This window comes from Hymenobacter gummosus, assembly GCF_003970915.1.
Taxonomy (GTDB): domain Bacteria; phylum Bacteroidota; class Bacteroidia; order Cytophagales; family Hymenobacteraceae; genus Solirubrum; species Solirubrum gummosum.
This window is the reverse complement of sequence record NZ_RXOF01000004.1, coordinates 312,895-337,390: the sequence shown is the minus strand read 5'-3', so window position 1 is coordinate 337,390 and position 24,496 is coordinate 312,895. Positions and strand designations below refer to the sequence as shown.

At 64.6% G+C, this 24,496-nt stretch carries 17 protein-coding genes, 1 other RNA gene and 1 pseudogene; 9 read left to right on the top strand and 10 right to left on the bottom strand.

The features are described from left to right. Nucleotides 1-63: 63 nt before the first annotated feature. The 5 genes from EJV47_RS09490 to EJV47_RS09470 form a co-directional block, all read right to left on the bottom strand. The gene (locus EJV47_RS09490; RefSeq protein ID WP_126692904.1) at nucleotides 64-471 is read right to left on the bottom strand and encodes a hypothetical protein; all 408 of its coding nucleotides are present in this window, start codon (nucleotides 469-471) and stop codon (nucleotides 64-66) included. 491 nt (nucleotides 472-962) lie between these two features. Beyond that, nucleotides 963-1,457: a hypothetical protein gene (locus tag EJV47_RS09485; RefSeq protein WP_126692903.1), complete on the bottom strand. Its 495-nt coding sequence runs from the start codon at nucleotides 1,455-1,457 to the stop codon at nucleotides 963-965. 142 nt (nucleotides 1,458-1,599) lie between these two features. Further along, complete coding sequence (gene icd, locus EJV47_RS09480) at nucleotides 1,600-2,865, bottom strand: NADP-dependent isocitrate dehydrogenase (protein WP_126692902.1); 1,266 nt, start codon at nucleotides 2,863-2,865, stop codon at nucleotides 1,600-1,602. 404 nt (nucleotides 2,866-3,269) lie between these two features. Further along, a complete protein-coding gene (locus EJV47_RS09475) occupies nucleotides 3,270-6,323 on the bottom strand; it encodes a M16 family metallopeptidase (protein ID WP_243651086.1) in 3,054 nt (1,017 codons plus the stop codon). A 288-nt stretch (nucleotides 6,324-6,611) separates the two neighbouring features. Further along, nucleotides 6,612-8,651 carry a DNA polymerase III subunit gamma/tau gene (locus EJV47_RS09470; protein WP_126692901.1) on the bottom strand — a complete coding sequence of 680 codons (2,040 nt, stop codon included), beginning with the start codon at nucleotides 8,649-8,651 and terminating at the stop codon, nucleotides 6,612-6,614. Nucleotides 8,652-8,888: 237 nt separating this feature from the next. Here EJV47_RS09470 and EJV47_RS09465 point away from each other — a divergent pair, with 237 nt between their 5' ends. From EJV47_RS09465 to ssrA, 3 genes are all read left to right on the top strand, one after another. Continuing rightward, nucleotides 8,889-9,398: a hypothetical protein gene (locus EJV47_RS09465; RefSeq protein WP_126692900.1), complete on the top strand. Its 510-nt coding sequence runs from the start codon at nucleotides 8,889-8,891 to the stop codon at nucleotides 9,396-9,398. A 264-nt stretch (nucleotides 9,399-9,662) separates the two neighbouring features. Further along, complete coding sequence (locus EJV47_RS09460) at nucleotides 9,663-10,433, top strand: outer membrane beta-barrel protein (RefSeq protein ID WP_126692899.1); 771 nt, start codon at nucleotides 9,663-9,665, stop codon at nucleotides 10,431-10,433. 109 nt (nucleotides 10,434-10,542) lie between these two features. Beyond that, nucleotides 10,543-10,913: a transfer-messenger RNA gene (ssrA, locus tag EJV47_RS09455) on the top strand. Nucleotides 10,914-11,037: 124 nt separating this feature from the next. Here the strand turns inward: ssrA and EJV47_RS09450 are convergent. From EJV47_RS09450 to EJV47_RS09430, 5 genes are all read right to left on the bottom strand, one after another. Next, complete coding sequence (locus tag EJV47_RS09450; RefSeq protein ID WP_126692898.1) at nucleotides 11,038-13,776, bottom strand: choice-of-anchor I family protein; 2,739 nt, start codon at nucleotides 13,774-13,776, stop codon at nucleotides 11,038-11,040. Between the two features lie 443 nt (nucleotides 13,777-14,219). After that, complete coding sequence (locus tag EJV47_RS09445; RefSeq protein WP_126692897.1) at nucleotides 14,220-15,677, bottom strand: GH1 family beta-glucosidase; 1,458 nt, start codon at nucleotides 15,675-15,677, stop codon at nucleotides 14,220-14,222. 175 nt (nucleotides 15,678-15,852) lie between these two features. Beyond that, a complete protein-coding gene (locus EJV47_RS09440; RefSeq protein WP_126692896.1) occupies nucleotides 15,853-16,899 on the bottom strand; it encodes a glycosyltransferase family protein in 1,047 nt (348 codons plus the stop codon). 25 nt (nucleotides 16,900-16,924) lie between these two features. Continuing rightward, a complete protein-coding gene (locus tag EJV47_RS09435) occupies nucleotides 16,925-17,794 on the bottom strand; it encodes a UDP-2,3-diacylglucosamine diphosphatase (RefSeq protein WP_126692895.1) in 870 nt (289 codons plus the stop codon). Further along, nucleotides 17,794-17,997, bottom strand: coding sequence for a hypothetical protein (locus tag EJV47_RS09430; protein WP_126692894.1), 204 nt, complete (start codon nucleotides 17,995-17,997; stop codon nucleotides 17,794-17,796). The genes EJV47_RS09435 and EJV47_RS09430 overlap by 1 nt, the downstream gene beginning before the upstream one ends. Before the next feature lie 433 nt (nucleotides 17,998-18,430). Here EJV47_RS09430 and EJV47_RS09425 point away from each other — a divergent pair, with 433 nt between their 5' ends. The 6 genes and pseudogenes from EJV47_RS09425 to EJV47_RS09400 all read left to right on the top strand — a co-directional run bounded on the left by EJV47_RS09425 (nucleotide 18,431) and on the right by EJV47_RS09400 (nucleotide 24,401). Next, complete coding sequence (locus EJV47_RS09425) at nucleotides 18,431-18,706, top strand: hypothetical protein (protein ID WP_126692893.1); 276 nt, start codon at nucleotides 18,431-18,433, stop codon at nucleotides 18,704-18,706. A 9-nt stretch (nucleotides 18,707-18,715) separates the two neighbouring features. After that, a pseudogene (locus EJV47_RS29135) lies at nucleotides 18,716-19,177 on the top strand (substrate-binding domain-containing protein); the annotation flags it as partial. Between the two features lie 40 nt (nucleotides 19,178-19,217). Further along, on the top strand, nucleotides 19,218-19,508 hold the full coding sequence (locus tag EJV47_RS09415; RefSeq protein WP_165903679.1) for a TonB-dependent receptor: 291 nt from the start codon (nucleotides 19,218-19,220) through the stop codon (nucleotides 19,506-19,508). 263 nt (nucleotides 19,509-19,771) lie between these two features. Then, nucleotides 19,772-21,493: a RagB/SusD family nutrient uptake outer membrane protein gene (locus EJV47_RS09410; RefSeq protein ID WP_126692891.1), complete on the top strand. Its 1,722-nt coding sequence runs from the start codon at nucleotides 19,772-19,774 to the stop codon at nucleotides 21,491-21,493. Nucleotides 21,494-21,945: 452 nt separating this feature from the next. Then, nucleotides 21,946-23,280 carry a sugar porter family MFS transporter gene (locus EJV47_RS09405; RefSeq protein ID WP_243651094.1) on the top strand — a complete coding sequence of 445 codons (1,335 nt, stop codon included), beginning with the start codon at nucleotides 21,946-21,948 and terminating at the stop codon, nucleotides 23,278-23,280. Between the two features lie 92 nt (nucleotides 23,281-23,372). Then, nucleotides 23,373-24,401 carry a carbohydrate kinase family protein gene (locus EJV47_RS09400; protein ID WP_165903678.1) on the top strand — a complete coding sequence of 343 codons (1,029 nt, stop codon included), beginning with the start codon at nucleotides 23,373-23,375 and terminating at the stop codon, nucleotides 24,399-24,401. Nucleotides 24,402-24,496: the final 95 nt, after the last annotated feature.

Below are 24,496 nucleotides of genomic sequence, written 5' to 3'. Positions count from 1 at the left end.
TTCAACGAGGTTTGATTGGCAGGGTGCTCCGGGTGGGGCGCCTTGCTTTTTTTGTGGGGTGGGCTATTGGGGCGGGTGGTAGTCGGCAAAGGCTTCGGCGGGACCGGAGCCATCGAGCAGGCAGCAGGTGGCGTAGGAAATGCTGTCGACCCAGGTTTCGAGCTGTTGGATTTGGGCGGGGCTGATGAGGTTGTTGCGGCGGAGCATTCCTTCGGGGGCTAGGCCCCAGGCGCGGGCGAAGTGGCAGATGCCCCAGAGGGCGGCTACGACCTCCCGGTCGATGGTGGGGTGGTCCAGGTCGTCGGCCAGGGTGCGCAGGGCGGCCATGATTTCGTGGTAGTTGGCCTCTTCCAGCGTGCCGTTGAACGGGCGCAACATGCCGAGGAAGCCACGCTGGGACTTGGGGTTGTCGAAGTCGTCGTGGCTGAAGGCGTGGTGCAGCAGCAGGTCTTTGGCTTCGGCTTTGGTCATGGGAGTCGGTGGGCTATCTTGGGCGGATTCGCACAGTTGTCACCCCGACGGGCGCGTCGTCTTGTAAAAGACGAAGCCCCGGCCGGTGGCTCGGCCAGGGCTTCAGGAAGTGGGTGAGTAGAGCACCCTCAACCTGGTAAGTTTATGGGTAAGCGTGTGAAGGCGAAACCGACTGGCGAGGCTGGTTGGTTCCGCATCCTCTTGGAGCTGTGTAAAGCAGCGGTGGGAGGAGCCATTCGAGATGTGATAAGTCACTGGCTTGAACGTCCGTAGGACGGCGGCGGTTGGGGCTTCGGCCCTGACCGCCGTTGGTTTTATCAGTAGGCCGGTTGCCTGCTGGGGTTGGACAAATGTTAGTGATTAGGCTGTATCGACGGAGTCGCATTGCCGCTGGGGCAGCACCGGCGGTACAACCTCCGCATTACGATTGGGCACAAGTTACGCGGCGCTAAACCCGCGTCAGTTGTGTGCCATTCGAGCCAATAGTGCACTTAGCGGCTCAGAATGGTTTCTTCGTTGCGCTTTTTTAAATCCACTTTGCGGCCATTGAGAATGAAGCTTTTGCGCTTAACGGTGCTACAGCCACAACTGAGCGGCAAATCGGAGTTTTTCAAGGCCAAGTCGACGTCCGTGATGGCGTAGGAAGTGCCAGTGGCCGGAACAATTACCCGGTAGCTTTTTACCGTTTTGCCATTGACAGTTGAGCCAAATCCAAAGAGCAGAAAAGTGAAGTCGATAGAACTGCGGGGTTGGTAGGTCACAAAGAAATAGGCCGAATCGGGCGGCAGCATGTACTGGCGGGGTGGCTGCCGTAATGTATCTAGCAATTCAGTGGCTTGGGCATCGGTGTAGCGAATCATATAGGCCGTTCGTATTTCTGCGCTCCGAAAGCCGCGGCTGCTCAAGCTGTCCGGATCAAACCTGAAATGCATAAGCTCAATGCCGTCATCAGAACAGTGGCAACAGCTGTTCAGAAATAGCAGCATCGATAAAACAGGCAGGAGCCACAGATAGCGTCGTAGGATACGATAAATCACTCCCATAACCGTTAAGCCGTTGGGCCAACAAAACAAAACCCCGCGCCGGCTTGCACCAACGCGGGGTTTCTTTTTGGCCTAAGCCAAGGTATTACATGTTCTTGATAATCTCGTCGCCGAACTCGGAGGTTTTCAGGAGGGTGGCGCCGTCCATGAGGCGTTCGAAGTCGTAGGTGACGCGCTTGGCGGCAATGGCGTTTTCGAGGCCTTTGTAGATGAGGTCGGCGGCTTCCTGCCAGCCCAGGTGCTCCAGCATGAGGGCGCCGGAGAGGATAACGGAGCCGGGGTTCACCTTGTCCTGGCCGGCGTACTTGGGCGCGGTGCCGTGGGTGGCCTCGAAGATGGCGTGGCCGGTGAGGTAGTTGATGTTGGCGCCCGGCGCGATGCCGATACCGCCCACGATGGCGGCCAGGGCGTCGGAAATGTAGTCACCGTTGAGGTTGAGGGTGGCTACCACGGAGTAGTCGGCGGGGCGGAGCAGGATTTGCTGCAGGAAGGCGTCGGCAATGCTGTCCTTGATGATGATTTTGCCGGCGGCCTCCTCGTTCTTCATGTGGGCGTTGGCCGCGTCGGCGCCGTGCTTGGCGGCGAGCTTGTCGAACTGGTTCCAGGTGAAGACTTTGTCGCCGAATTCCTTCTCGGCCAGGTCGTAGCCCCAGGTTTTGAAGGCGCCTTCGGTGAACTTCATGATGTTGCCCTTGTGCACCAGCGTCACGGAGGGCTTCTTGTGCTCAATGGCGTACTGGATGGCGGCGCGCACGAGGCGGTCGGTGCCTTCCTTGCTGACGGGCTTGATGCCGAAGGAGGAGGTTTCGGGGAAGCGGATTTTCTTCACGCCCATCTCGTCCTGCAGGAATTCCAGCATTTTCTGGGCCTGCGGGGTGCCGTTCATGTACTCGATGCCGGCGTAGATGTCCTCGGTGTTTTCGCGGAAGATGACCATGTCGGTCAGCTCCGGGTGCTTGACGGGGGAGGGCACGCCCTGGAACCAGCGCACGGGGCGCACGCAGGCGTAGAGGTCGAGTTCCTGGCGCAGGGCCACGTTGAGGGAGCGGATGCCGCCGCCCACGGGGGTGGTCAGCGGGCCTTTGATGCCGACGAGGTATTCGCGGAAGGCATCGAGGGTATCATTGGGCAGCCAGTTGTTGAGCTGCTTGTACGACTTTTCGCCGGCCAGCACTTCTTTCCACTCAATCTTCCGCTGGCCGCCGTAGGCTTTTTCGACGGCGGCATCGAATACGCGCACGGAAGCCGCCCAAATATCGGGACCGGTACCGTCGCCTTCGATGAACGGGATGGTGGGGCGGTCAGGAACGTTGAGTTTGCCGTTCTTGATGGTAATCTTCTGGTCTGGCATATCTTGCGTGGTCAGGGAATGACGCGGGATTTAAGGGTTCTGGTTAGGGTTGAAACAGCTATTTCGGCCGGGGGAGCGGGTGCCGCCGGGCCGAAACAGGATGCAAAGCACCGACTAAAATCGGGGGGAAACAAGTGTTTGGAAAAAATGTCGTATATGCGCGGCCTCACCCCCCGGCCCCCTCTCCCGTGGAGAGGGGGAGCCGGAAGTCAGCAGAGTCAGCAGGCGGTGCGGGTCGGCTCCGCTCGCGCTGCGCCGACCCGCCGCGGACGGTTTTTTCACTGTTGGATAGGATATAAAAAGCGGCAGCCATGAGCCCAAGCTCATGGCTGCCGCAATCGTTGCTGACTTCAGGCTCCCCCTCTCCACGGGAGAGGGGGCCGGGGGGTGAGGCCGCGGAGGCCCTAATACCCGAAGATTTCCTTCAGGCTCAGCTGCTGCACCTGGCCGTACTTGGCCAGCTCCTTAAAGTTGAGGCGGTCTTTGGAGCCGATGACGAGGATGGTCTGGGGGCGGCCTTTCACGCGGGCTTCCTGGAACTTCTTGAGGTCGGCCAGGCTCATCTTGGCGGTCTGCTCGTACACGTCGCGGCGCAGGTCGTAGTCGAGACCCAGGCGCTTGGCCCGCTCGTAGGCGAAGAGCACGTCGGACTTGGTGATGCGCTCGGTGGCAATGCTGTTGCGGATGCTCTGGCGGGCTACGTTGAGGTTGGCTTCGGCCATGGGCATGTCGTTCAGGAGGGTTTCCATGCCGGCCATGGCCTCGGGCAGCTTATCGGCCTGGGTGCCGATGTAGCTGAGCTGGTAGTTGGAGCGGCCCACCTTGTCGGCGTTGGCGTAGCGGGAGGTGGCGGAGTAGGCCAGGGCCTTGGACTCGCGCAGCTCCTGGAACACGATGCTGCCCATGTTGCCGCCGAAGTACTCGTTGTAGAGGCTCACGGTGGGCACCAGGGCCTTGTCGTAGGCGTCGCCGCGGGAGAGGAACAGGATTTCGGCCTGCACCATGTTGAAGTCGGTCCAGTACACCTTGCGGTCCTTCAGCGGCAGCTCGGCGAAGTCCTTGGCGGGCGGGGTGGGGGTGAGCTTAGCGGGCGTCTTGTGCATACGACGCAGCACATCAGCTATGCCATCGGCCTGCATTTGCGGATTGTTGGTCGGCGCTACTTGACCATTAGAGCCGACGGTTCCAACTACGACTTCGCCGTGTCCCTCCGTATTACGCGGCCCGTAGTACAGCACGCGGTGCTGGTACGTCTCCAGTTGCTTGATGCGGCTGATTAGCTCCTGGGGCTTGAGCGTCTTCAGCTCCTGGGCGCTGACGATGTTGGTGAAGGGGTTCTTGGGGCCGAACTTGACGTAGTTCAGCATGGCCTGGCTGAGGATGACGCCCTTGTTGAGCTTGGCGTCTTGGCGGTTTTTGAGGATGCCGGCCGTCATGTCCTTCAGCGCCTGCGGGTCGGGCGTGGGGTTGTTTAAGAGCTGCTCGAACAGCTGCAGCGCCGGCTCCATGTTCTTGTCGAGGCCGCTAAGGCTGACGAACACGCGGTCGGGGCTGCTGCTCACGTCGAAGGAGCAGCCGAGCTTGTAGAACTCCTGCTGCAGCTGGGCGGCCGAGTACTGGCCGGTGCCCAGGTACTTGAGGTAGTCGGCGGCCAGACCCAACTTGGGGTCGTTGTTGGTGCCCAGGTCGAGCACGTAGAACAGGGAGAACAGGTTGTTTTCCGAGTTCTTGGTGTAGAACAGCGGCAGGCCGGGTTTCAGCTCGGTTTGCTGGATGTCCTTTTTGTAGTCGAGGAACACCGGCTGCAGCTCGGGCGCCTGCAGGGCCACCACCTGCTGGTAGTAGTTGGAGGCCACCTCGCGGTTCACCGACACGGGCGTAATAGCCGGCTTGACGACCTTGGGCGTGCTGGTGTCCTTGCCGGTGCGCTTGTAGATGAGGGCGTAGCCGGGGCCGTAGTACTGATTGGCCACGCGCATCACGTCGGCTTTGGTGATTTTGCCGAAGTCCTCGAACTGCTGCAGGTAGTCTTTCCAGTCTTCGCGGGCCACGAAGGCCGACACGAACGCGCCCGCGCGGGCCTCGTTGCTTTCGTAGCTCTTGGTGCGCTGCAGCTGCTCGTTGTTGATGATGGCCGGGATGAGCCAGTCGGGGAAGTCGCCCTTTTTCACCTTATCGAGCTGGGCCAGCAGCAGGGTCTTCACCTGGTCGAGCGTCTGGCCCTGGCGCGGCGTGCCGAACAGCACGTGGGTGGAGTAGTCGTTGTTGAGGTCGGCGAAGCTCTGGGCTTCGAGCACGGCCTGCTTCTGGTTCAGGTTCAGGTCGATGAGGCCGGCCTGTCCGTTGGTCAGAATCTTGTCAATCATGCGCAGCACCAGCGCGTCCTTGGTGGCCGTGCCGGGGAAGCGGAAGCCCACCATCACGTTTTCGGCGTTGGGGCCCTTCACCTCCGTCACGATGGGCGCCGTAAGGGGCGCTTCCTGGGCGGGCGTGTAGGCCGGCACCGGCTTGCTTTTGAGCTGGCCGAAGTACTTATCGACGAGGCGGATGGTCTGGTCGAAGTCCAGGTCGCCGCTCATGGCCACGGCCATGTTGTTGGGCACGTAGTACTTGTCGAAATACGCCTTGATGGCCGTAATCGAGGGGTTCTGCAGGTGCTCGATGGTGCCGATGGTGGTCTGCGTGCCGTACTCGTGCTTCTGGAACAGGCTGCGGTTCAGGGCCTCGAACTCCTTGCTGAAGTCGTTGTCGAGGCCGCGGTTTTTCTCCTCGTACACGGCTTCCAGCTCGGTGTGAAACAGGCGCGGCACCAGCTCCCCAAACCGTTCGGCCTGCACGGCGGCCCACTGCTCCACGCGGTTGGAGGGAATGTCCTCTTGGTACACCGTCTGCTCCACCGAGGTGTAGGCGTTGGAGCCCTTGGCCCCGATGGCGCCCATCAGCTTGTCGTACTCGTTGGCCACGGCGTACTTGGCCGCCACGCCCGAAATCGAGTCGATCTGGTGGTAGTATTTCTTGCGCAGCGCCGCGTCGCGGGTGCCGCGGTACTGCTCGTACAGGGCCTCGATTTTGGCCAGCTCGGGCTGCTCGGCGCTGAAGTTCTGGGCGCCCAGCTTGGACGTGCCCTTGAACACCATGTGCTCCAGGTAGTGGGCCAGGCCGGTGGCGTCGTGCGGGTCGTTTTTGGAGCCGGCGCGCACCGCCACGTAGGTCTGAATGCGCGGGGCGTCGTCGTAGTCGGAGAGGTACACCGTCAGGCCGTTGTCGAGGGTGTAGATGCGCGTTTTGAGCGGGTCCCCCTCGACGGTGGTGTACTTATATTCCTTGGGCTTGGGCGCCTCAGCGGCGGCCGGGGCGGTGGCGGCGGGGGGCGTGACCGTAGCGGCCGGCTTGCCCGACTGGCACTGGGTGAGCAGCCCCAGCGCGGCGGGGAGCAGGAGCAAAGAGGTTTTTTTCACGGATAGCGGAATGGGTTCGGTAGGAGGGAGGCCAAAGGTAGCTATTGGGCCTCACCCCCCGGCCCCCTCTCCCGTAGAGAGGGGGAGCCTGGCGTCAGCAACGATGCGGGCCGGCTTCGCGCGGGCTCAGCCACCCCGCCGCGGACGATTTTGGTTTTACAGAAACTCAGGTAGCACTGAAGACAGCGGGAGCCATGAGCCTAACGCTCATGGCTCCCGCTGTCGTTGCTGAGGGTGCTGACTTCATGCTCCCCCTCTCCTCTAGGAGAGGGGGCCGGGGGGAGGCCCCTAGAAATCCGTGTCCAGGCCCAGCTTCTGCTTCATTTCCAGCAGCACCGGGAATTTCTGGGCCAGGTACTCGAAGCGGTCCGAGGAGGTGTACAGGCGCATGGCGTTCTGCTCCTGGTGCGTCACCTCGGTCTGAATGGTGAGGCTGCGGTAGCCGGTGCGCTGGCGCAGGGCCCCGATAAACTCGGGCTTGAAAGCGTTGAACTGGTCGAGCTGCACCGTGTTTTCCAGCTGCAGGCGTACCACGTGCTGGGCGTCGGCCTGGATGGGGCGGTTCAGGATGGTAAACTCGCTCATGCTGATCTGCTTGCGCGCCTCCGCCAGCTCGCGCCACACCTGCTGCAGCCGCTGCTGGTCGATGGAGCCGGTGACGGGCGCGGCGGCTTCTTCTTCCAGCACGGCGGCCTGCGTTTCCTGACGCTGGGTGGCCTGGCTCTTGAGTGCCTGCAGGTTCATCTTCGGAATGGCGAGGGGCTTGGCGGCCGGGCGGGCCATGCCGGGCGCGGTGGCTACCGGGTCGGCCGCGGCTACCAGCGGACGGCTGCCTGGCTCGTGGCCCGCCACGCTGGGCCGGCCGGCGTCCACGTGCGGCAGCGTGTCGACCAGCTGCCGGCGCGTGGAGGGCCGCTCCTCCAGCTCGTTTTCGATGCTGGGCGTGGGGTGCAGCTCTTCCACCCCGCTCTGCACCGGCACAATGGGCTCGGGCGCGGCCGGCGCGTGCACGGGCTGGCCATTGGCCGGCTGACTGCCCGTTGGCTGCGGGCTGGGTAGGGGCTGAGCCACGCGCGGCCCGGCCGCCGGGGCACCGCCGCCGGGCCCGTTGCCGGCGTAGCTGCCATTCGACCCGTTGGGCGCCGCCGCGGGGGCGGCCGGAGCTATACCGTCAGTTTTTTTTTTAGCCTCGCCGTTACCGGCCGAGGCTACCATGTCCTGCGTGAGCTGCACCGCATTGCGCAGGTAAGTCAGCTTCATGAGCATCAGCTCCACGTGCAGGCGCTGGTTTTTGGCGGCTTTGAACTCCCGGTCGCAGAGGCTGAGCAGGTTCAGGCCCGTCACCAGGAAGCTCAGCGGGGCCTGTCTTGCCTGATCGGCATACCGCTGGCGCAGGCCCTCCGACACTTCCAGCAGCTGCACCGTCTGCGGGTCCTTGCACACCAGCAGGCCGCGCAGGTGCTCCGCCGCCCCGATGACGAACTGGTGCAAGTCGAAGCCGTTCTGCACCACCTCGTCGAGCAGCAGCAGCGTCTGGCTCAAATCCTGGCGCAGGCAGTAGTCGGTGAGGCGGAAGTAGTACTCGTAGTCGAGCACGTGCAGATTCTGCACCACCGCCCGGTAGCTCAGCTGATGGCCCGAGAAGGTCACCATCTGGTCGAAGATGCTCAGCGCGTCGCGCAGGCCGCCGTCGGCTTTCTGGGCAATCAGGTGCAGGGCATCTTCCTCGGCCGTCACCTGCTCCTTGCCGGCAATGTAGCCCAGGTGCCCCACGATGTCGTCGAGCTTGATGCGGTTGAAGTCGAAGATCTGGCAGCGCGAGAGAATCGTCGGAATGATCTTGTGCCGCTCGGTGGTGGCCAGGATGAAGATGGCGTAGCCCGGTGGCTCCTCCAGCGTCTTCAGAAAGGCGTTGAAGGCCGCATTCGAGAGCATGTGCACCTCGTCGATGATGTACACCTTGTAGCGGCCCTGCTGCGGGGCGTAGCGCACCTGCTCCACCAGGCTGCGGATATCTTCGACTGAGTTATTCGAGGCCGCGTCCAGCTCGTGCACGTTGAACGAGGCGCTCTGGTTGAAGGCCCGGCAGGAGTCGCAGGTGTCGCAGGCCTCGGCTTCTGGCGTGAGGTTGGTGCAGTTGATGGTCTTGGCCAGGATGCGGGCGCAGGTGGTTTTGCCCACCCCGCGCGGACCGCAAAACAGAAACGCCTGGGCCAGGTGGCCGGTCACGATGGCGTTCTGCAGCGTGGTGGTTACGTGCTGCTGCCCGACCACGCTGCGGAACGTGGCGGGACGGTATTTGCGGGCCGAAACGACAAAATTCTCCATAACTCCTAGCCACAAAGATACCCCTAAAAGGCGGGCCGGGAAAGGAAAGTTCGGCGGCTTTGCCCCGTCGCACAGCCAGAGGGCCTTATACGGGCTTTGCCGGCAAAACGGATTATTATTAGAAATATAGACATAAAATATTGACATATGTTAATAATATGTTTATCTTATTCCTGCTCAACTGCCGCTTTGCCGGTCGAGCAGGCGGCGCTTCTACTACCCAACCATTCCCACCGTATGAACGCATCATACTCTCCCGCGCGCTGGCTGTTTCCCGCCTACCTCGCCCTGACGCTCTACTGCCTCCTGGCCGCCGTGCTGACCGAGTGGCAAGGCTACCGCAGCCTGTCGGAGGCCGGCTCTTTCATGAACGCCGCCGACCTGGCCGCCTGGAACATGGCCGACTCCGGCCGCTCCTGGTTTCCCTTCACCCTGCCGGCCGTGCTGCTCACCCTGGTGGTGCTGGCGCTGATGGCCAACCGCCCGCCGGCCATTCCGCGCGGGCTGCTAGGGGCCGTGCTGGCCTGTCACCTGCTGGCCTGGGGCGTCTACCTGCTCGGCTTCGCGCCGCTGACGGCCTGGTGGAGCCAGAACGACATGGTGAACCTGCTCATCCACAGTGACTGGGTGCGCAAGCTGGCCCTGCTCGTCGAAGTGCCGCTGGCTTTGTACATGGCCTATCGCTTCTACGGCCCGGCCCTGGCCGCCCCGCTGCGCTCCGGCCGCAACACGCCCGCCATTGGCTGAGCGGCCCCGCCGAAAGCTGCGCCGGCCGGCTGCTGAAAGTCCTTCAGTAGCCGGCCGGCGAATTTTTTATCCCGGTTAGAACATGCGTTCCGGCCCGTGAAGCGTTCTGCAAGTGCCGCTGTTTGGGAAGTTCCTGAACCGTCATGGCGGGTTTGCCGCGACATCTGGCTGGGTAATACATCCACTCGTCAGATTAGGGTCTTGCATCCGCACGCGGATGCGCCAACAAGCTCGACGTGACACTGCTTAACCTCGCATCACGTTATGCGCGCCGCTATTGGTGTTCTATCACTATGTCTGTTGCCCTGCGCTTTGCGGGCCCAGTCCTTCTACCTGGACCCGTCCATCGGCTTGCAGTGGTCGGCCGGAGTCAGTGCAGCGATGGATGCCGAGCATTTGAGCAAGCAGTCCATCAAATCTCCGACCTACGGCCTGATGGCCCGGGTGCAGTTGGACAGCCGTTGGGAATTGAGCACCGGTGCGCGGATGGGCGGCGCAAGCGCCGGCTTTAGAGCACATATTCCCTCCACTGCTCTACGTGGCAATTCTGCGGCATTTAATGCCTCCGATGCATGGTCCAGCAATGTGCTGCATGTGCCCTTCCAAATCGGCTACCGGTTCGGGCAAACTTCTACGGCCGGACACGGCCTACGCCTCGCGCTAGCGGCTGGCCCCCAGCTCGACTGGCAGGCGTTCGACTACGATCCATACGACGGAAGAACACAGGTTTTCTCGTCCTCGTCCGGCAACCGCATCACGTGGCGACGCGCCCAGACCGATTCGGCGCGCTGGGGGGCCTCGGTGTACCTGGGGGCGCAGGCGCGCTACTACCGGCGCGGGCGCGAGCGGGCCCACCTCAGCCTCTACCTCGTGTGGGGCCTCACGCCGTTGAGTCGCTACCGGCTGGACTACACCCTGAACGGCGAAGCCTACGAGACGCAGCTGACGGCGCGCAGCTCCGCCCTCGGCTTTGCCCTGACGGTACCGGTGCGCGTGGCGGGCCGGCAAAAAGCGCCGATTCAGGGCGGAGAGTGAGGTTTGCCGCCAGCCGGCGAAACTTTTTACCCTTATAGCATCGTTATTTCCCCAGCTGCGCTACCTTCGCAGCCCGCTCCGCTGGCCGGGGCATCGTTCTTACACATTTGGGGCTGACCGGAATTGACAGCTTGCGCAGGTCGCGAGTAAGCGTGTCGGGAGTTGGACGAATCTCCCGCCAAAAAATCATCCGAAACACAACTGGCGACTACTCGTACGCCATGGCTGCCTAGTCTAGGTACTAAGCACTAGCCATCATCCCGCATCCGTCTTCCTTTTCACGGGTGAGTTCGGGGTGTCGAAAGCATTAGGATAGTCTGGGTGGCGCTGCGACGCCCAGGCGAAACTCTAGCAGATAAGGGTAACCCATAGGCCTGATGTGCGCCTCGGTTGCTTCGAAAATTCAAGCATAGCTACACACGTAGAAGGCTCGTCGCTCTCCTTGTCTGGACCAGGGTTCGACTCCCTGCAGCTCCACTGAAAACCCGCTCTGCACTGCGCAGAGCGGGTTTTTTATTTATTGCCCTTACTTCTGCCAATACTCTGCTGCATAAAAAACGCCCCGACTGCAGTAGCCGGGGCGTTTTGTTATGGGCGACTGAGCTTAGCGCACCACCATCCTGCGGGTAGCCCCGTCGTCGGCGCGGAGCACGTACACGCCGGCGGCGAGGCCCGCGGTTTCGAGGCGGTCGGCCTGCGAGAGCTGGCGCACGGGGCGGCCCAGCGCGTCGCAGAGCGTACCCGATACGGCCCGGCTCAGGCGCACGGTGCCGCCGTGGGCAGGGTTGGGGTACAGGTACAGCGGCTCGGCGCGGCGGGCCGGGCGGTTGGCCGTGACGGTGCCGCGCTGCTGCACGCCGTACACGGCCACGGTGCTGCTGACTTCGTTGGCCAGCAGCAGCAGGGGCTGGCCGGTGGGGCTGTTCTGAGCCGATACGAACACGATGCCCTCGGGGCCCTGGTCGCCGCTGCCGGTGGTGATGGAGCGGTTGTTCACGTACTGCACCAGGCGGGGTTGGGCGGGGTTGTTCACGTCGAATACGGCCACGCCGCCCATGCGCTCCAGCGAGACGAAGGCGTACACGGTGTCGCGCAGCACGGCGGTGGTCACGCCCTCGGGCTCGGGGCCCTTGTCGTCGGAGCGGTTCTTGCGCACCGGGTTGCCGGTGGAGTTGCTGGCGTTGAAGATGGCGCCGTAGGTCGGGTCGGTGCTGGTGAGGCGCTCCAGCAGGTCGCCGCTGTCGTGGACCACGGCGCCGGTGCTGGCGTTCAGGATGCTGAAGGAGCGGCCCCCGAAGGCGTAGATTTCGTCGAAGTCCCCGTCGCCGTCGGTGTCTCCGAGCTTGTTGGTCACGTTCAGGCGGCCCAGGGCGTTGTTGTTTTTCAGCAGGGCGGCATTCGGGAAGGCCGTGGCATCGAGCACGTACGAGGCATTGTTCAGGCGCACGCCTTCGGTCAGGGCGGTGTACTCGCGGGCGTCGCCCTCGTTGGCCGTAATCAGGTACGTCGTGCCCTGCACCTGGAACGAAGCCAGGGCATCGGGCAGGCGCAGGCCGCGGATGGGCCAGTTGGCCATCAGCACCTCCGACGATTCATCGGAGGCGTCGAGCGAGAAGCCGGGCTGGCTGTGGTCCTGGAAGCCCACGGTGCGGATGCCGGTGAACTGCTTGGTCTGCAGGTCCAGCGTGGCAATGGCGTTGTTTTCCTGCAGCGTGATGTAGGCCAGGCGCGAATCGGCGCTGACGGCTACGTACTCCGGCTCGAAATCCTGGGCCACCGTGGAGGGCGCGGTGGCAGTGCCGCCGTAAAGGCGGATGCCGGCCGTGCGCAGCGCGGCGGCCTGCCCGTTGTAGCCGGTGAAGCCCACCGTCGTCACGCTGGCCTGCGTCACGCCGGCCAGGCCGCCCGCGAAGTCGATAACCGATACCGAGCCCTCGGGGTCGTTGGTGTAGGCGGCGTTCGGCTCACCCTCGTTGGCGGTGATAATGTACTGGCCGTCGGGGGAGAAAGTAATCATGTCGGGCATGGCGCCCACCGTCACCTGCTTCTGAAACGTGCCGTCCTGGTTGAAGAACACCACCGCGCCCGGGCTCTGCGGAGCCGCGTTTTCGACGGCACAGGCCACCACGCCGCCGCGCACGGCCACCGAGTTGATGCCGCCGTACGGGGCCATGCTGATGGAGGCCACCGGGGTCAGCGTCACGGCCGCTGGGGTGCCGCTGATGCTCAGGATATCCAGCTTGCCGCCGATGGAGTTGGCCACGTACAGGCGCTGCGTGGTGGGGTCGTGGGCAATGATTTCGGCCGAATTGGTGCCGCTGGCGCCGTTCTGGTAGCTGGTGAGGTGGTTGAGGCGAATGTCGCGGCCCTGCGTGGGGGCTGTGGCGTCGTTGTCCTTGATGAACACCAGCACGTCGGTGGCGCCGGTGGTAAGGGTGGCGCCCGAGGGGTTCTGCAGGCGCAGGGTGAAGTACTCCGCCGCTTCGGCCTGGGTGTCGTTGCTGATGGGGATGGTCAGCGTCTGGTTGGCCGAGGAGCCGGCGGGGAAAGTCAGCGTCTGCGCGGCGGCGTAGGTGAAGTCGGTGCCGGCGGTGGCGGTGCTCAGGCCCGGCACCAGCACGGCCTGCACGGTGGCGGCTGCGGCGCCGGCGTTCTGAATGCTCACCGGGATGCTGACCGTGCCGGCGGCCTCATCGACCACGGCGGTGGCGGCGCTGAGGCGCAGCGTGGGCAGGGCGGGGGCGGCATTGGTCAGGGCCACGTCGTCCCAGGCGGCCCAGTCGTCGTTGCCGTTCTGGCGGGCGGCCAGGCGCAGGCGCACGTGGCTGCTGCCCGCGGGGATGCTCACCGTGACGGTGGTCCAGGCGCGGGTATCTTTGCTGAGCTGGGTATAGGTGCGCGTGGCGGGCCAGGTCGTGCCGTTGTCGAACTGCACCGCGTACGCCAGCGAGTCGGAGGTGTCGAAGGCGTTGGAGAAGTACTTGAACGTGACCGTGGTGGCCGCCCCGCTGCCCGACTGAACGGCTACCGGCGCGAAGTCCAGGAAGTGCCAGATGGACACGTCGCCGGTGGGCGGGCCCTGCAAGTCGCGCATGCCCCAGAGCTTGGTGCCCGTGGCGGGCGGGGCCTGCACGCCGTTGGCGCCGGTGGTGCCCACGTCGCTGAGGATGGCCCACTGGTCGTTGTCGGCCGGCACGTTGTAGGTGGCCGGGGTAGCGGTGTAGGTCCAGGTATCGGAGGCGGCGCCTTCGAAGCCCTGGCTGCTGCTCTGGGCGCGGGCGGCGCCGGCGCTCAGGCCCAAGGCGAAGGTGGCGGAAACAAGTAAGTACAGGTTGGGGTGCATAGGCGGCAACGGAGGGTGAAACGTGGCGCCAAAGCTATTTCCGGCCCGTTGCCACAGAATTACGCCCGCGTTACCGATTCGTGAAGCCCCGCCGCGCCGGGAAGCAGGAATAAATCATGGCGGCAGAGTAGGGGTTAGGCGCCGACACGATCAGTCACTTGGGGCACCTAGACCGACGTAGTTAGGCCACAACTCCGACGTCCATCCCTGGCTCCACAGCCGCAGCGCGGCGTCATGTCGGTAGCCCAAGCGCCAAAACAAAGGTGAGAGCTGCAGCGCAGCGGCATGGCCCTGCTGAGGTTGCTGACGTTGAGCGGCCATTAACGTTCACGCGACACCTCTGCCATACCGCTGCGCTGCAGCTCCGCTCGGGCGGGTTGCGCGGCTTCTATCAATATGGCGCCGCGCTGCGGCTGTAGCTCCGACCGTAAATTCCAGGACCGTTATCGGGACAAGCGAATAGCTCCTGGAGGTACTGCCGCCGGGTTGCCGGCCGGCAGCCCCGCCAGCAGATTCCGATACCAGTAGCCCGAGTCCTTGATGCGGCGCCGCTGGGTTTCGTAGTCGACGTGCACCAGGCCGAAGCGCGGCCGGTAGCCCTCGGCCCACTCGAAGTTGTCGGTAAACGACCAGGCGAAGTAGCCGTCGACGGGCACGCCTTCGCGCCGGGCGCGCAGCACCTGCCCGATGGCGGCCTGCAGGTAAGCCTGCCGGGCCGGGTCGGGCACGCGGCCGTCGGGCGTGGGCTCGTCGGGGAAGGCGGCGCCGTTTTCCGTCACGATAAGCCGGGGCGCGTTCGGGTAGGCCGCGAACTGCCGCAGCATGTGGTAAAGGCTTTCGGGGTAGACTTCCCAGCCCATTTCGGTGTGCGGCACCCGGCGCTTGGCCGCGCCCACCAGCGTGGCCCAGAGCAGGGGCACGAAGGGGGAGTGGCGCACCACCTCGCGGGTGTAGTTCTGCACGCCCAGAAAGTCGAAATCGAAGGGCAGCCGCGCCTCGTCGCCGGGCTGCACGTAGCGGTCCAGCCAGCCCAGGAAGGGCAAATCCTGCACGGGGTAGCCCAGGCCCAGCGCCGGCTCCACGAACAGGCGGTTGAGCAGGGCGTCGGCGCGGCGGGTGGCCCGCTCGTCGCGGGGCAGGCCGGGGCGCGCGGGCGTGACGTAGGAGCAGGAAAAGGTAGTGCCGATTTGCGCCGTGGCCGGCAGGGCGGCGCGCAGGGCCCGGCCGCCCTCGGCCTGGGTCAGGGTGGCGTGGTGGGTGGCGGCCAGAAAGGCGCCCAGCCCGCGCTTGCCGGGCGCGTGGATGCCCAGCAGGTGCCCGGCGGCCACGAACACCATCGGCTCGTTGAGCACCATCCAGTGGCGCACCCGGTCGTGGAGGCGGCGGGCCAGCAGCTCGGCGTAATCGGTGAACCAGCCCACCACGCTGCGGTTCTGCCAGCCGCCGCGCTGCTGCAGGGCCAGGGGCAAATCCCAGTGGTAGAGCGTGGGCCAGGGCTCGATGCCGCGCTCCAGGCAGCCGTCGACCAGCCGCTCGTAGTAGTCGAGGCCAGCTTGGTTGACCGCGCCCGTGCCCTGGGGCAGTACGCGGCTCCAGGCCACCGAGAAGCGGTAGTTGGGCACGCCGAGCTGGCGCAGCAGGTCGAGGTCCTGGGGCCAGCGGCGGTAAAAGTCGCAGGCCTCGTGGCCGTGCTCCCCGCGCTTGATTTTGCCGGGCCGCCGCACAAAGTCGTCCCAGATGCTGGGGCCTTTGCCGTCGCAGTCGCCGGAGCCCTCAATCTGGTAGGCCGCCGTCGAGACGCCCCAGTGAAAATCGGGGCCGAAATCGGCCCGGGAGTAGCTGGCGGGCGAAGTCGACGGGAAGAAGGCGGGCGGCAGGGCCGGTGAGAGGTAATCGGACATGCCGGATTGAACGAGGAAAGCGGGTGGCGGGTACCCGGAACAGGTAAATCGGCCCGTCATGTCGAGCGAAGTCGAGACATCTCGCTGGATAGTAATTTCTTCGTTGAACATTACTATTGGGCGTCAGCACGCGAGATGTCTCGACAAGCTCGACATGACGTTCTTTTTCAGCGCCTCATACCAGCAAGGCGGATGACTGCACCACCGGCCGCACGCCGGCGGGCAGCTGCTCCAGCAGCAGCTTATCGATGACGGCGGCGGTCTGATCGGGGTAGTCGACGGGCACCGTTTCGCCGTGGTGCAGCCAGTAGTCGAGGGCGGGCAGGTGCTTGTCCTTGAGGCCGCGCACCACGGGCACGTTCATGGCGGCCAGGGCGGCGGCGTTGCACTGCTGCTCAAACTGGTTTTTCATGGGCACCACCAGCAGCTTTTTGCCCAGATACAGGGCCTCGGCGGGCGTCTCGAAGCCGGCCCCGCAGAGCACGCCGGTGCTGCGGGCCAGCGAATCGAGGAAGGCCGCGCCGCTGACGGGGCGCACCCGTACGTTGCCGTGCTCGGATTCCTGCTGGCTGTGCTTGCTGAACACCTCCCACTGCACCGAGCGGCTGAGGTAGCGCAGGCGCTGCACCAGCGTTTCCTCGTCGAAGGCGGGCAAATACACGGTGTAGTGGCCCTCGTCGGTGGGCGTCAGCTCGCGCACTTGCCGGCGGATGACGGGCGTGCTGATGCCGGGCGCATAGGCCTGAAAGTGAAAGCCGTAGCGGGCCGTGCTCGGGGCGTAGTGGCGCAACACGGCCCGGCCCATCAGGTCCAGCTTCTTGGACTGCGGGGCCTGGGGGTGCAGCACGGCGCTCTGGTGGCTCAGGGCCACGCAGGGCACGCTGCGCAGCTGGCAGGCCCAGGCCGATACCGGCTCAAAGTCGCTGATGACCAGGTCGTAGTCCTGCACCCGCAGCTGCTCAATCTCGCGCAGCAGCCGGGCCGACTTCAGCTGCCAGAAGGTGCGGGCGAAGTCCACGCCGCCCTTTTTGCCGAAGATGAAGCCCAGGCCGTGGCAGCGGTAGCGCACCGCGAAGGGCAGGGGCAGATCGGCCGGCGGGCCGCTCACCAGCACGTCGAGGCGGCCGGCGCGCTGCTGCAGCAGGGGCACCACGTCGAGGGCGCGGGCGAGGTGGCCGTTGCCGGTGCCCTGAATGGCGTAGAGGATGCGGGGCGGGGTCAATTAATTAATAATTAGTAATTAACAATTAAGAATTAGGGCTGCGGTGGATGCGGAATTCGGCCAGTAGCTCGTCCAGCAGGGCCGAAGAAGGGGCTTCGGCGGCTTCGGTTTCTTCGGGCAGCTCCGGCGTTTGCAGGGCCGCGTCGTCGGCGTAGCGGTAGAGGCGCCAGCCGGCTTCGGCGGTGTATTCCAGGGCGGTGAGGTTTTCGACCCAGTCGCCGGAGTTGAGGTAGGTGACCTGGCCTTTGGGCGTACTGATCGGGCGGATGTCGGGGCAGTGGATGTGCCCGCAGGCCACGAACGCATAGCCCTCGTCGATGGCAATGGTGGCGGCGGTCTGCTCAAAGTCGCTCACCAGGCTCACGGCGCTTTTCACGCGGTCCTTCACGGCCTTGGACAGCTGCACCCGCGGGCGCCCCAGCTTCTGCAGGCCCCAGTTGACGAGGCGGTTGAGGAGAATCAGCAGGTCGTAGCCCTCGGCGCCGAGCTTGGCCAGCCAGCGCGAGTGGCGCATGGTCACGTCGAACACGTCGCCGTGGAACAGCCAGGTGCGGCCGTGGGGCAGGTCGAGCACCAGCTTGTTCTCGATGCTCAGGGCGCCCAGGCGGGTGCCGGCGAAGCGGCGCAGCAGCTCGTCGTGGTTGCCGGTGAGGTAGTGGATGCGGGTGCCTTTGGCGGCCAGCCCGGCCAGGTGGCGCACCACCTGCATGTGGGCGGCGGGCCAGTAGCTTTTGCTGAACTGCCAGATGTCGACGATGTCGCCGTTGAGCACCAGCACCCGGGGCTTGATGCTCTTGAGGTAGCGCAGCAGCTCGCGGGCGTGGCAGCCGTAGGTGCCCAGGTGCACGTCGGAAATGACGGCTACGTCGAGGCGGCGTTTCTTGGGGCGGCTCATCAGGCGGCGCTGCGGAGTTGGTAGCGGCGGCGCGCCCGGGCCGGGCGCCACAGCTGCCGGCCGGCGCCGTGCAGGCTGCGCTGCCAGGCCATCAGGCTGCCGGTGCGGTAGGCCAGCAGCAGGGCCACTTCCACGGCGGCGTAGCCCAGGCGGCGCAGCCAGGCCGGGGCCGAAGAAGGCGAATCAAGCACGGAACGGCTCATAACCACGTGGTTAAAGTTCAAGGCGAAATACGCGCCGGCCCGTTACTCCGCTGTGACGCGGGCGTTACCGTTTGGTCACGTTTGGATGAGCTTGGTGTTAAGCGCCGGGCTGGGGAATCGGGGGACCAGAAAGGGCGTCATGCTGAGTTTAGCCGAAGCATCTCTACCGCTTTGCGTGCGCCTCGCGTGCGCCTCACCCCCCGGCCCCCTCTCCGAAAAGGAGAGGGGGAGCCAGGCGAAGCGGTAGAGATGCTTGGCTAGGCCTTCCTTCGAGATGGACGCCAGATAGAGCATGGTTCCGGCTTTTTCGAGTGGGCTTCTTCCCTGTAGCGGCCGAGCGGCACTGTAACCGGCTCCGCCCCAAAGCCGGTGAGCCGCTACTCACCGCGGTTGCGGCAAGGTCGGCGGAATGCCTAGATTTGTAAGAACCGCCATGATTCAAGCCCGTCGTCTGCTCCTGCGCCTGCTTTGCTGGCCGCTGCTGTCCGGCGGCCGGGCCGGGCGCGTGGGCTGGGCTTTGGGGCTGATGCTCCTGCTGCTGGCGGGCTGCGCCAAGCCCCCGGCGCGGCAGTACCGCATCGGGTTTTCGCAGTGCACCAACGGCGACGCCTGGCGCCTGGCCATGGTGGCGGGCATGAAAAAGGAGCTGAGCTTCTACCCCGAAGTCTCCTTCCGCATCAAGGACGCCAAGGACAACAGCGCCCGGTAGGAGCAGCAGATCAAGGAGTTTCTGCGCGAGGGCGTGGATTTGCTCATCGTGTCGGCCAACGAAGCCGAGCCGGTGACGCCCATCGTGGAGGAAGCCTACAACCGCGGCATTCCGGTGGTCATTCTCGATCGGCGCACCACCTCCAAGCTCTACACGGCCTATGTGGGCGGCAACAACGTGGAAGTGGGCCAGCAGGCCGGGCACTACGTGGCGGGCCTCTTGCGCCGGCAGGGCCGGGTGCTGGAGGTGCTCGGCGCCCCCGGCGCCTCCCCGGCCGTCGACCGGCACCGGGGCTTCGCGCAGGCGCTGGCCGCCTACCCCGGGCTGCAGCTGGTGGCCCAGGTGAACGGCAACTGGGAGCGTCCCTCGGTGCTGGAGCGGCTGCCGACGGTGCTGAAGCGGAACCCCAATGTCGACCTCATCTTCGCCCACAACGACCGGATGGCCCTGGGTGCCTACCAGGTGTGCAAGCAGCTGGGCCTGGAGCGGCGCATCCGCATTATCGGCGTCGATGGCGGTGTCCTTGCTGAACCAGAACAACGAGTGGCGGCCCTCCACCTACTTCGTGGAAAACGGCTCCTACCTGAAGCTGCGCAACGCCCAGCTGGGCTACAGCTTCCCCAAGCCGCTGACCGAGCAGCTGCGCCTGCAGCAGCTGCGCCTCTACGTGCAGGGCACCAACCTGCTCACCTTCAAGGACCGCAAAGGCCCGAACGCCTACACCAGCCCCGACCCCGAAGTGCAGCTGCTGGGCTTCCCCATCGCGCCGGCTTTCAGCACGGGTTTGAACGTGACGTTCTAGAACGGGTGACTCTAGAACGACCAGTAAAGAACGGCCACACCAGAACGTCATGCTGAGCGAAGTCGAAGCATCTCCACTGCTTCGTCAGATAGTGAATCCAACATCAGCACGCGAGATGTCTCGATCCTCGCTTGATGCGCGACATGCTCGACATGACGGCCTGAACTGAGCCAACGAAGCGGTAGAGATGCTTCGACAAGCTCAGCATGACGGCCTGCCGATTGGCCGCCCAACTCCCACCTCCCCAACCACTGCTTCCCACGATGAAATCCATACAACTACTCACGCTGGCCGCGCTGCTGGCCCTGGGCACCACGGCCTGCAACGACAAGGACTTCCTGGACGTGCCCCCGCGCGGGGCGCTCAGCGACGAGCAGCTCAACACGCCCGAAAACGCCGACAAGCAGCTGATTGCCGCCTACTCGGCCCTGGCCAACGACGGCTTCACGGTGCCCTACACCTCCCTGTGGCCCTACGGCAACCTGCGCTCCGGCGACGCCTACAAGGGCGGGGGCGGCATCGGCGACATTGAGGGCTTCCACTTCTACGAAACCTTCACCTACAACCGCACCGACGTGGGCAACACCGACGAAGTGTGGTTCCGCCTCTACGTGGGCATCGGCCGGGCCAACGAGGCGCTGCGCCGGCTCAATGCGGTGACGGACGCGCAGATGCCCAACCGGCAGGTGCGCATCGCGGAGGCGCGCTTCCTGCGCGGGCACTTCTACTTCATCCTCAAGGAGCTGTTCGACCGCGTGCCCTGGCTCGACGAGACGGTGCCGGTGGAAACCTACGACCAGGTCTCGAACGTGGCCCTGACCAGCCAGCAGCTCTGGGACAAGATTGCCGAGGACTTCCAGGCCGGGACTACTGCGCTGCCGGTAAATCAGCCGGAAGTGGGCCGGGCCAGCCGGGTGGCGGCCAAGGCTTACTTGGCGAAGGTGCGGCTGTTTCAGGCCTACGTGCAGAGCGAGACGCACCAGGTCACCAGCATCGACCAGGCCAAGCTGCAGGAAGTAGTGCGCCTCACCGACGAGGTTATCAGCTCGGGCAAGCACAGCCTGTACACCGACTTCGGCAACAACTTCATGTCGGCCTTCGACAACGGGAATGAGTCGGTGTTTGCTATCCAGTTTTCCAAGGACGACGGCTCGCCGCGCGGGCGCATCAACCAGGGCAACAAGCTGAACTACCCGATGAACTCGGAATTCGGCTGCTGCAGCTTCCACCAGCCCAGCCAGAACCTGGTCAACGCCTTCAAGACCGACGCGCAGGGGCTGCCCCTGTTCAGCACCTTCAACGCCACCAGCCTGACGGCCCCGGCCGACTTCCAGACCAATACCGTGGACCCGCGCCTGGACCACACCGTGGCCATTCCGACCCACCCCTGGAAGTACGACCCCTCGTTCGTGTTTCAGCGCAGCTGGGTGCGGTTGCCGGATGTATACGGGCAGTTTATGTCGCAAAAGGAACTGGTGGGGCCGGGTGCCCCGAGCTTCCAGAAGCTGCCGCCCTTCATGAGCAGCACCAAGAACTGGGCCGTCATCCGCTACGCCGACGTGCTGCTGATGAAGGCCGAGGCGCTCATTGAGCTGGGCCGCCCGGCCGAGGCCCTGCCCATCGTCAACCAGATCCGGCAGCGCGCCCAGAACAGCACCCAGCTGCTGCGCCAGGCCAACGGGCAGCCCAGCTCCAACTACCGCATCGGCCAGTACCCGGCCGGCGTGTGGAGCCAGCAGTACGCCCGCGAGGCCCTGCGCTGGGAGCGGCGCCTGGAGTTTGCCATGGAAGGCTCCCGCTTCTTCGATTTGGTGCGCTGGGGCATTGCCGCCGACTACCTCAACGAGTACTTCCGCATCGAGAAAACCCGCCGCAACTACCTGCAGAACGCTAATTTCACCCGCGGCCGTGACGAGTACCTGCCCATCCCCCTGAACCAGATCAACTTCAGCAAAGGCCTCTACCGCCAGAACCCGGGCTGGTAGCGGTGAGATGGTGAAGTGGTGAAATGGTGAGTGCCGGGCTGCTGGCGCGACATGCGCAAACGGGCGACTCCGCGCCGCCAGAACGTCAACTCACCATTTCACTATTTCACCAGTTCACCATCCGAAGGACGGGCCGTGCCGGGTGCCGGGCCGGGTTGTGGGAATGGCGCGAGCCAGTATCCGCCGCCGCTCCTGGGGATAGGGGAGCCTGGTGAGTGAACGGGCTTGACACGCGGCGGCAGTGGATGCCCCGGTGGCGCCCGGTACGGCTTTCCCTTCGGGCGGTGAACTGGTGAGATGGTGAAATGGTGAGTGTCGTGCCGCTTGCGCGAAATGCGCAACACCGTGCCTCCCAAACATCAAAACTCACCATTTCACCAATCACCATTTCACCATTGTATAACTGGAAACCGCTGCTTTCCTCCGCGGGCGGCTTCCGCAACTTTTCCGCCGTGAAGAACAACAACGTCTTTTTCTGGTCCCTGGTCGTGGCGCTCGGGGGCTTCCTGTTCGGCTTCGATACGGCCGTGATTTCCGGGGCCGAGAAGGCCATTCAGCAGCTCTGGGGCCTCGATTCGGTGCAGCACGGCTTTACTATTGCCGTGGCCCTGATCGGCACGGTGTTCGGGGCCATTTTCGGCGGCATCCCGTCGGACCGGCTCGGGCGGCGGCAGACGCTCATCTGGATTGCGGTGCTCTACCTCGTCTCGGCCCTGGGCGCGGCGCTGACCTCCAACTGGTACGCCTTCATGCTGTTCCGCTTCCTGGGCGGGCTGGGCGTGGGCGCTTCGTCCGTCACGGCCCCGCTCTACATTTCGGAGGTGGCCCCGGCCGAGAAGCGCGGGCAGATGGTGGCCATGTTCCAGTTCAATATCGTGTTCGGCATCCTGGCCGCCTACCTGTCGAACTACCTGCTCACCGGCCTGGGCGAAAACGACTGGCGCTGGATGCTGGGCGTGCAGGCTGCGCCGGCGCTGGCGTTTTTCCTGCTGCTGTTCCGGGTGCCCGAAAGCCCGCGCTGGCTGATCGGGCAGGGGCGGGTGGAGGAGGGCCGCGCCGTGTTCCGCCGCATCGACGAGGCCAAGGCCGATGAGCTGGTAACCAGTGTGCTGACCACCAACGCCGCCGACCAGGCCGAGGGCGGCCGCTCCCTGCTGGCCCGGCAGTACCGCACCCCGGTGATGCTGGCCGTGCTTTTTGCGCTGTTCAACCAGGTGTCGGGCATCAACGCCATCATCTACTACGCCCCGCGCATCTTCGAAATGACCGGCCTGGGCAAAAGCTCGGCCCTGCTTTCCTCGGCCGGGCTGGGGCTGGTGAACTTCATCTTCACCCTGCTGGCCCGGCAGGTTATCGACCGGTTTGGCCGCCGCAAGCTCATGCTCATCGGCTCGTTCGGGCTGATTACGACTCTGGCCCTGGTAGCCTGGGCCTTCTACTCCGAAAACTTCACGGCCTTCGGCGGCATGCTGGTGCCGGGGCTGCTGTTCGTCTACATTGCTTTTTTCGCCTTCTCGCAGGGCGCCGTCATCTGGGTGTTCATCTCCGAAATCTTCCCCAACACGGTGCGCGCCCAGGGGCAGGCTTTGGGTTCCAGCACGCACTGGGTTATGGCCGCTATTATTGCCTTTGCCTTCCCGCCCCTGGCCGAGCAGCTCGGCGGCGGCAACACCTTCGCCTTTTTCTGCGGTATGATGGTGCTGCAGCTGCTGTTTGTGCTGGGCCTGATGCCCGAAACCAAGGGCACCTCGCTCGAACAGCTGGACAAGACGCTGGTACTGCATTAGGGTCTTGGGGGCTTGGCTGTCATTTAGATCAGCCGACTCCGCCCCAGACCGTACTCACTTCCTAATCCCCAAGATCCATAAAACCAAGCCCCATGAACCTAAGCCCCCAAGCCCCCAAGCTCCTAAGCTCCCAGGTAACCTGCTTCGGCGAAATTCTCTGGGACGTGCTGCCCTCGGGCAAGCAGCCCGGCGGCGCGCCCTTCAACGTGGCCGTGCACCTGCACCAGCTCGGCGTGCCCACCCAGCTCATCAGCCGCGTCGGCGACGACGACCTCGGCGCGGAGCTGCTCGATTTCGTGGCCTCAAAGGGCCTCAGCACCGACTACGTGCAGCTGGGCCGCACCCACCTCACCGGCGTGGTGAAGGCCAACGTGGACGACGCGCAGGAAGTGACCTACAAAATCGTGCAGCCGGTGGCCTGGGACTACATTCAGCACGAGCCAGGCCTGGACGCGCTGGTGGCCGGGGCCGATATGTTCGTGTTCGGCTCCCTGGCCGCCCGTAGCCCCGCCACCCGCGAAACGCTGTACCGCCTCCTGGAGCACGCCCGCTTCAACGTGTTCGACGTGAACATGCGCCCGCCGCACTACACCAAGGACGTGGTAAAGTACCTGCTGCAAAAGGCCGATCTGGTGAAGATGAACCACCACGAGCTGGCCGAAATCAGCGGCTGGTTTGGGCAGGAGCTGGGCGCCGAGGCCGACCGCCCCGCCGCCATGCAGTGGCTGGCTACGCGCTTCAATCTGCAGGCCGTGTGCGTGACCTGCGGCGCCGACGGGGCCCTGCTCTGGACCAACAATCAGCTCTACCGCGCCCCCGGCGTGCGGGTGGAGGTGAAAGACACCATCGGCAGCGGCGACTCGTTTCTGGCCGCGCTGCTGAAGGGCTGGCTGGCCGGGCAGGAGCCGGGCGAGTGTCTGCGCCTGGCCTGCGCCACCGGCGCGCTGGTAGCCAAGCACTACGGCGCCACGCCCACGTTCACCGAAGCCCAGGTGCGCGAGCTGCTGGCCTCCGCCTCACGGGACCCCTCCGGGGCCGGCCCCCTTCCCTCGCTTGATGCGCGACATGAAAAAGGAGAGGGGGAGCCGAACGTTAGCAAACACGTCGCAGACGCGTCCTGATAAACGCCGCTTTCTTCAACTTCCCACCTCAATGCCTGCACCGATCTGGCTCCCCCTCTCCCGGAGGGGAGGGGGCCGGGGGGTGGGGTCAACTC

What these genes read in the sequence shown, in the direction of transcription:
- EJV47_RS09450 (WP_126692898.1), bottom strand. Translation starts at nt 13,776, where the DNA reads ATGCACCCCAACCTGTACTTACTTGTTTCCGCCACCTTCGCCTTGGGC.
- EJV47_RS09465 (WP_126692900.1), top strand. Translation starts at nt 8,889, where the DNA reads ATGAACGCATCATACTCTCCCGCGCGCTGGCTGTTTCCCGCCTACCTC.
- EJV47_RS09490 (WP_126692904.1), bottom strand. Translation starts at nt 471, where the DNA reads ATGACCAAAGCCGAAGCCAAAGACCTGCTGCTGCACCACGCCTTCAGC.
- EJV47_RS09400 (WP_165903678.1), top strand. Translation starts at nt 23,373, where the DNA reads ATGAACCTAAGCCCCCAAGCCCCCAAGCTCCTAAGCTCCCAGGTAACC.
- EJV47_RS09435 (WP_126692895.1), bottom strand. Translation starts at nt 17,794, where the DNA reads ATGAGCCGCCCCAAGAAACGCCGCCTCGACGTAGCCGTCATTTCCGAC.
- EJV47_RS09470 (WP_126692901.1), bottom strand. Translation starts at nt 8,651, where the DNA reads ATGGAGAATTTTGTCGTTTCGGCCCGCAAATACCGTCCCGCCACGTTC.
- EJV47_RS09410 (WP_126692891.1), top strand. Translation starts at nt 19,772, where the DNA reads ATGAAATCCATACAACTACTCACGCTGGCCGCGCTGCTGGCCCTGGGC.
- EJV47_RS09460 (WP_126692899.1), top strand. Translation starts at nt 9,663, where the DNA reads ATGCGCGCCGCTATTGGTGTTCTATCACTATGTCTGTTGCCCTGCGCT.
- EJV47_RS09485 (WP_126692903.1), bottom strand. Translation starts at nt 1,457, where the DNA reads ATGCTGCTATTTCTGAACAGCTGTTGCCACTGTTCTGATGACGGCATT.
- EJV47_RS09425 (WP_126692893.1), top strand. Translation starts at nt 18,431, where the DNA reads ATGATTCAAGCCCGTCGTCTGCTCCTGCGCCTGCTTTGCTGGCCGCTG.
- EJV47_RS09430 (WP_126692894.1), bottom strand. Translation starts at nt 17,997, where the DNA reads ATGAGCCGTTCCGTGCTTGATTCGCCTTCTTCGGCCCCGGCCTGGCTG.
- EJV47_RS09415 (WP_165903679.1), top strand. Translation starts at nt 19,218, where the DNA reads ATGGCGGTGTCCTTGCTGAACCAGAACAACGAGTGGCGGCCCTCCACC.
- EJV47_RS09445 (WP_126692897.1), bottom strand. Translation starts at nt 15,677, where the DNA reads ATGTCCGATTACCTCTCACCGGCCCTGCCGCCCGCCTTCTTCCCGTCG.
- icd (WP_126692902.1), bottom strand. Translation starts at nt 2,865, where the DNA reads ATGCCAGACCAGAAGATTACCATCAAGAACGGCAAACTCAACGTTCCT.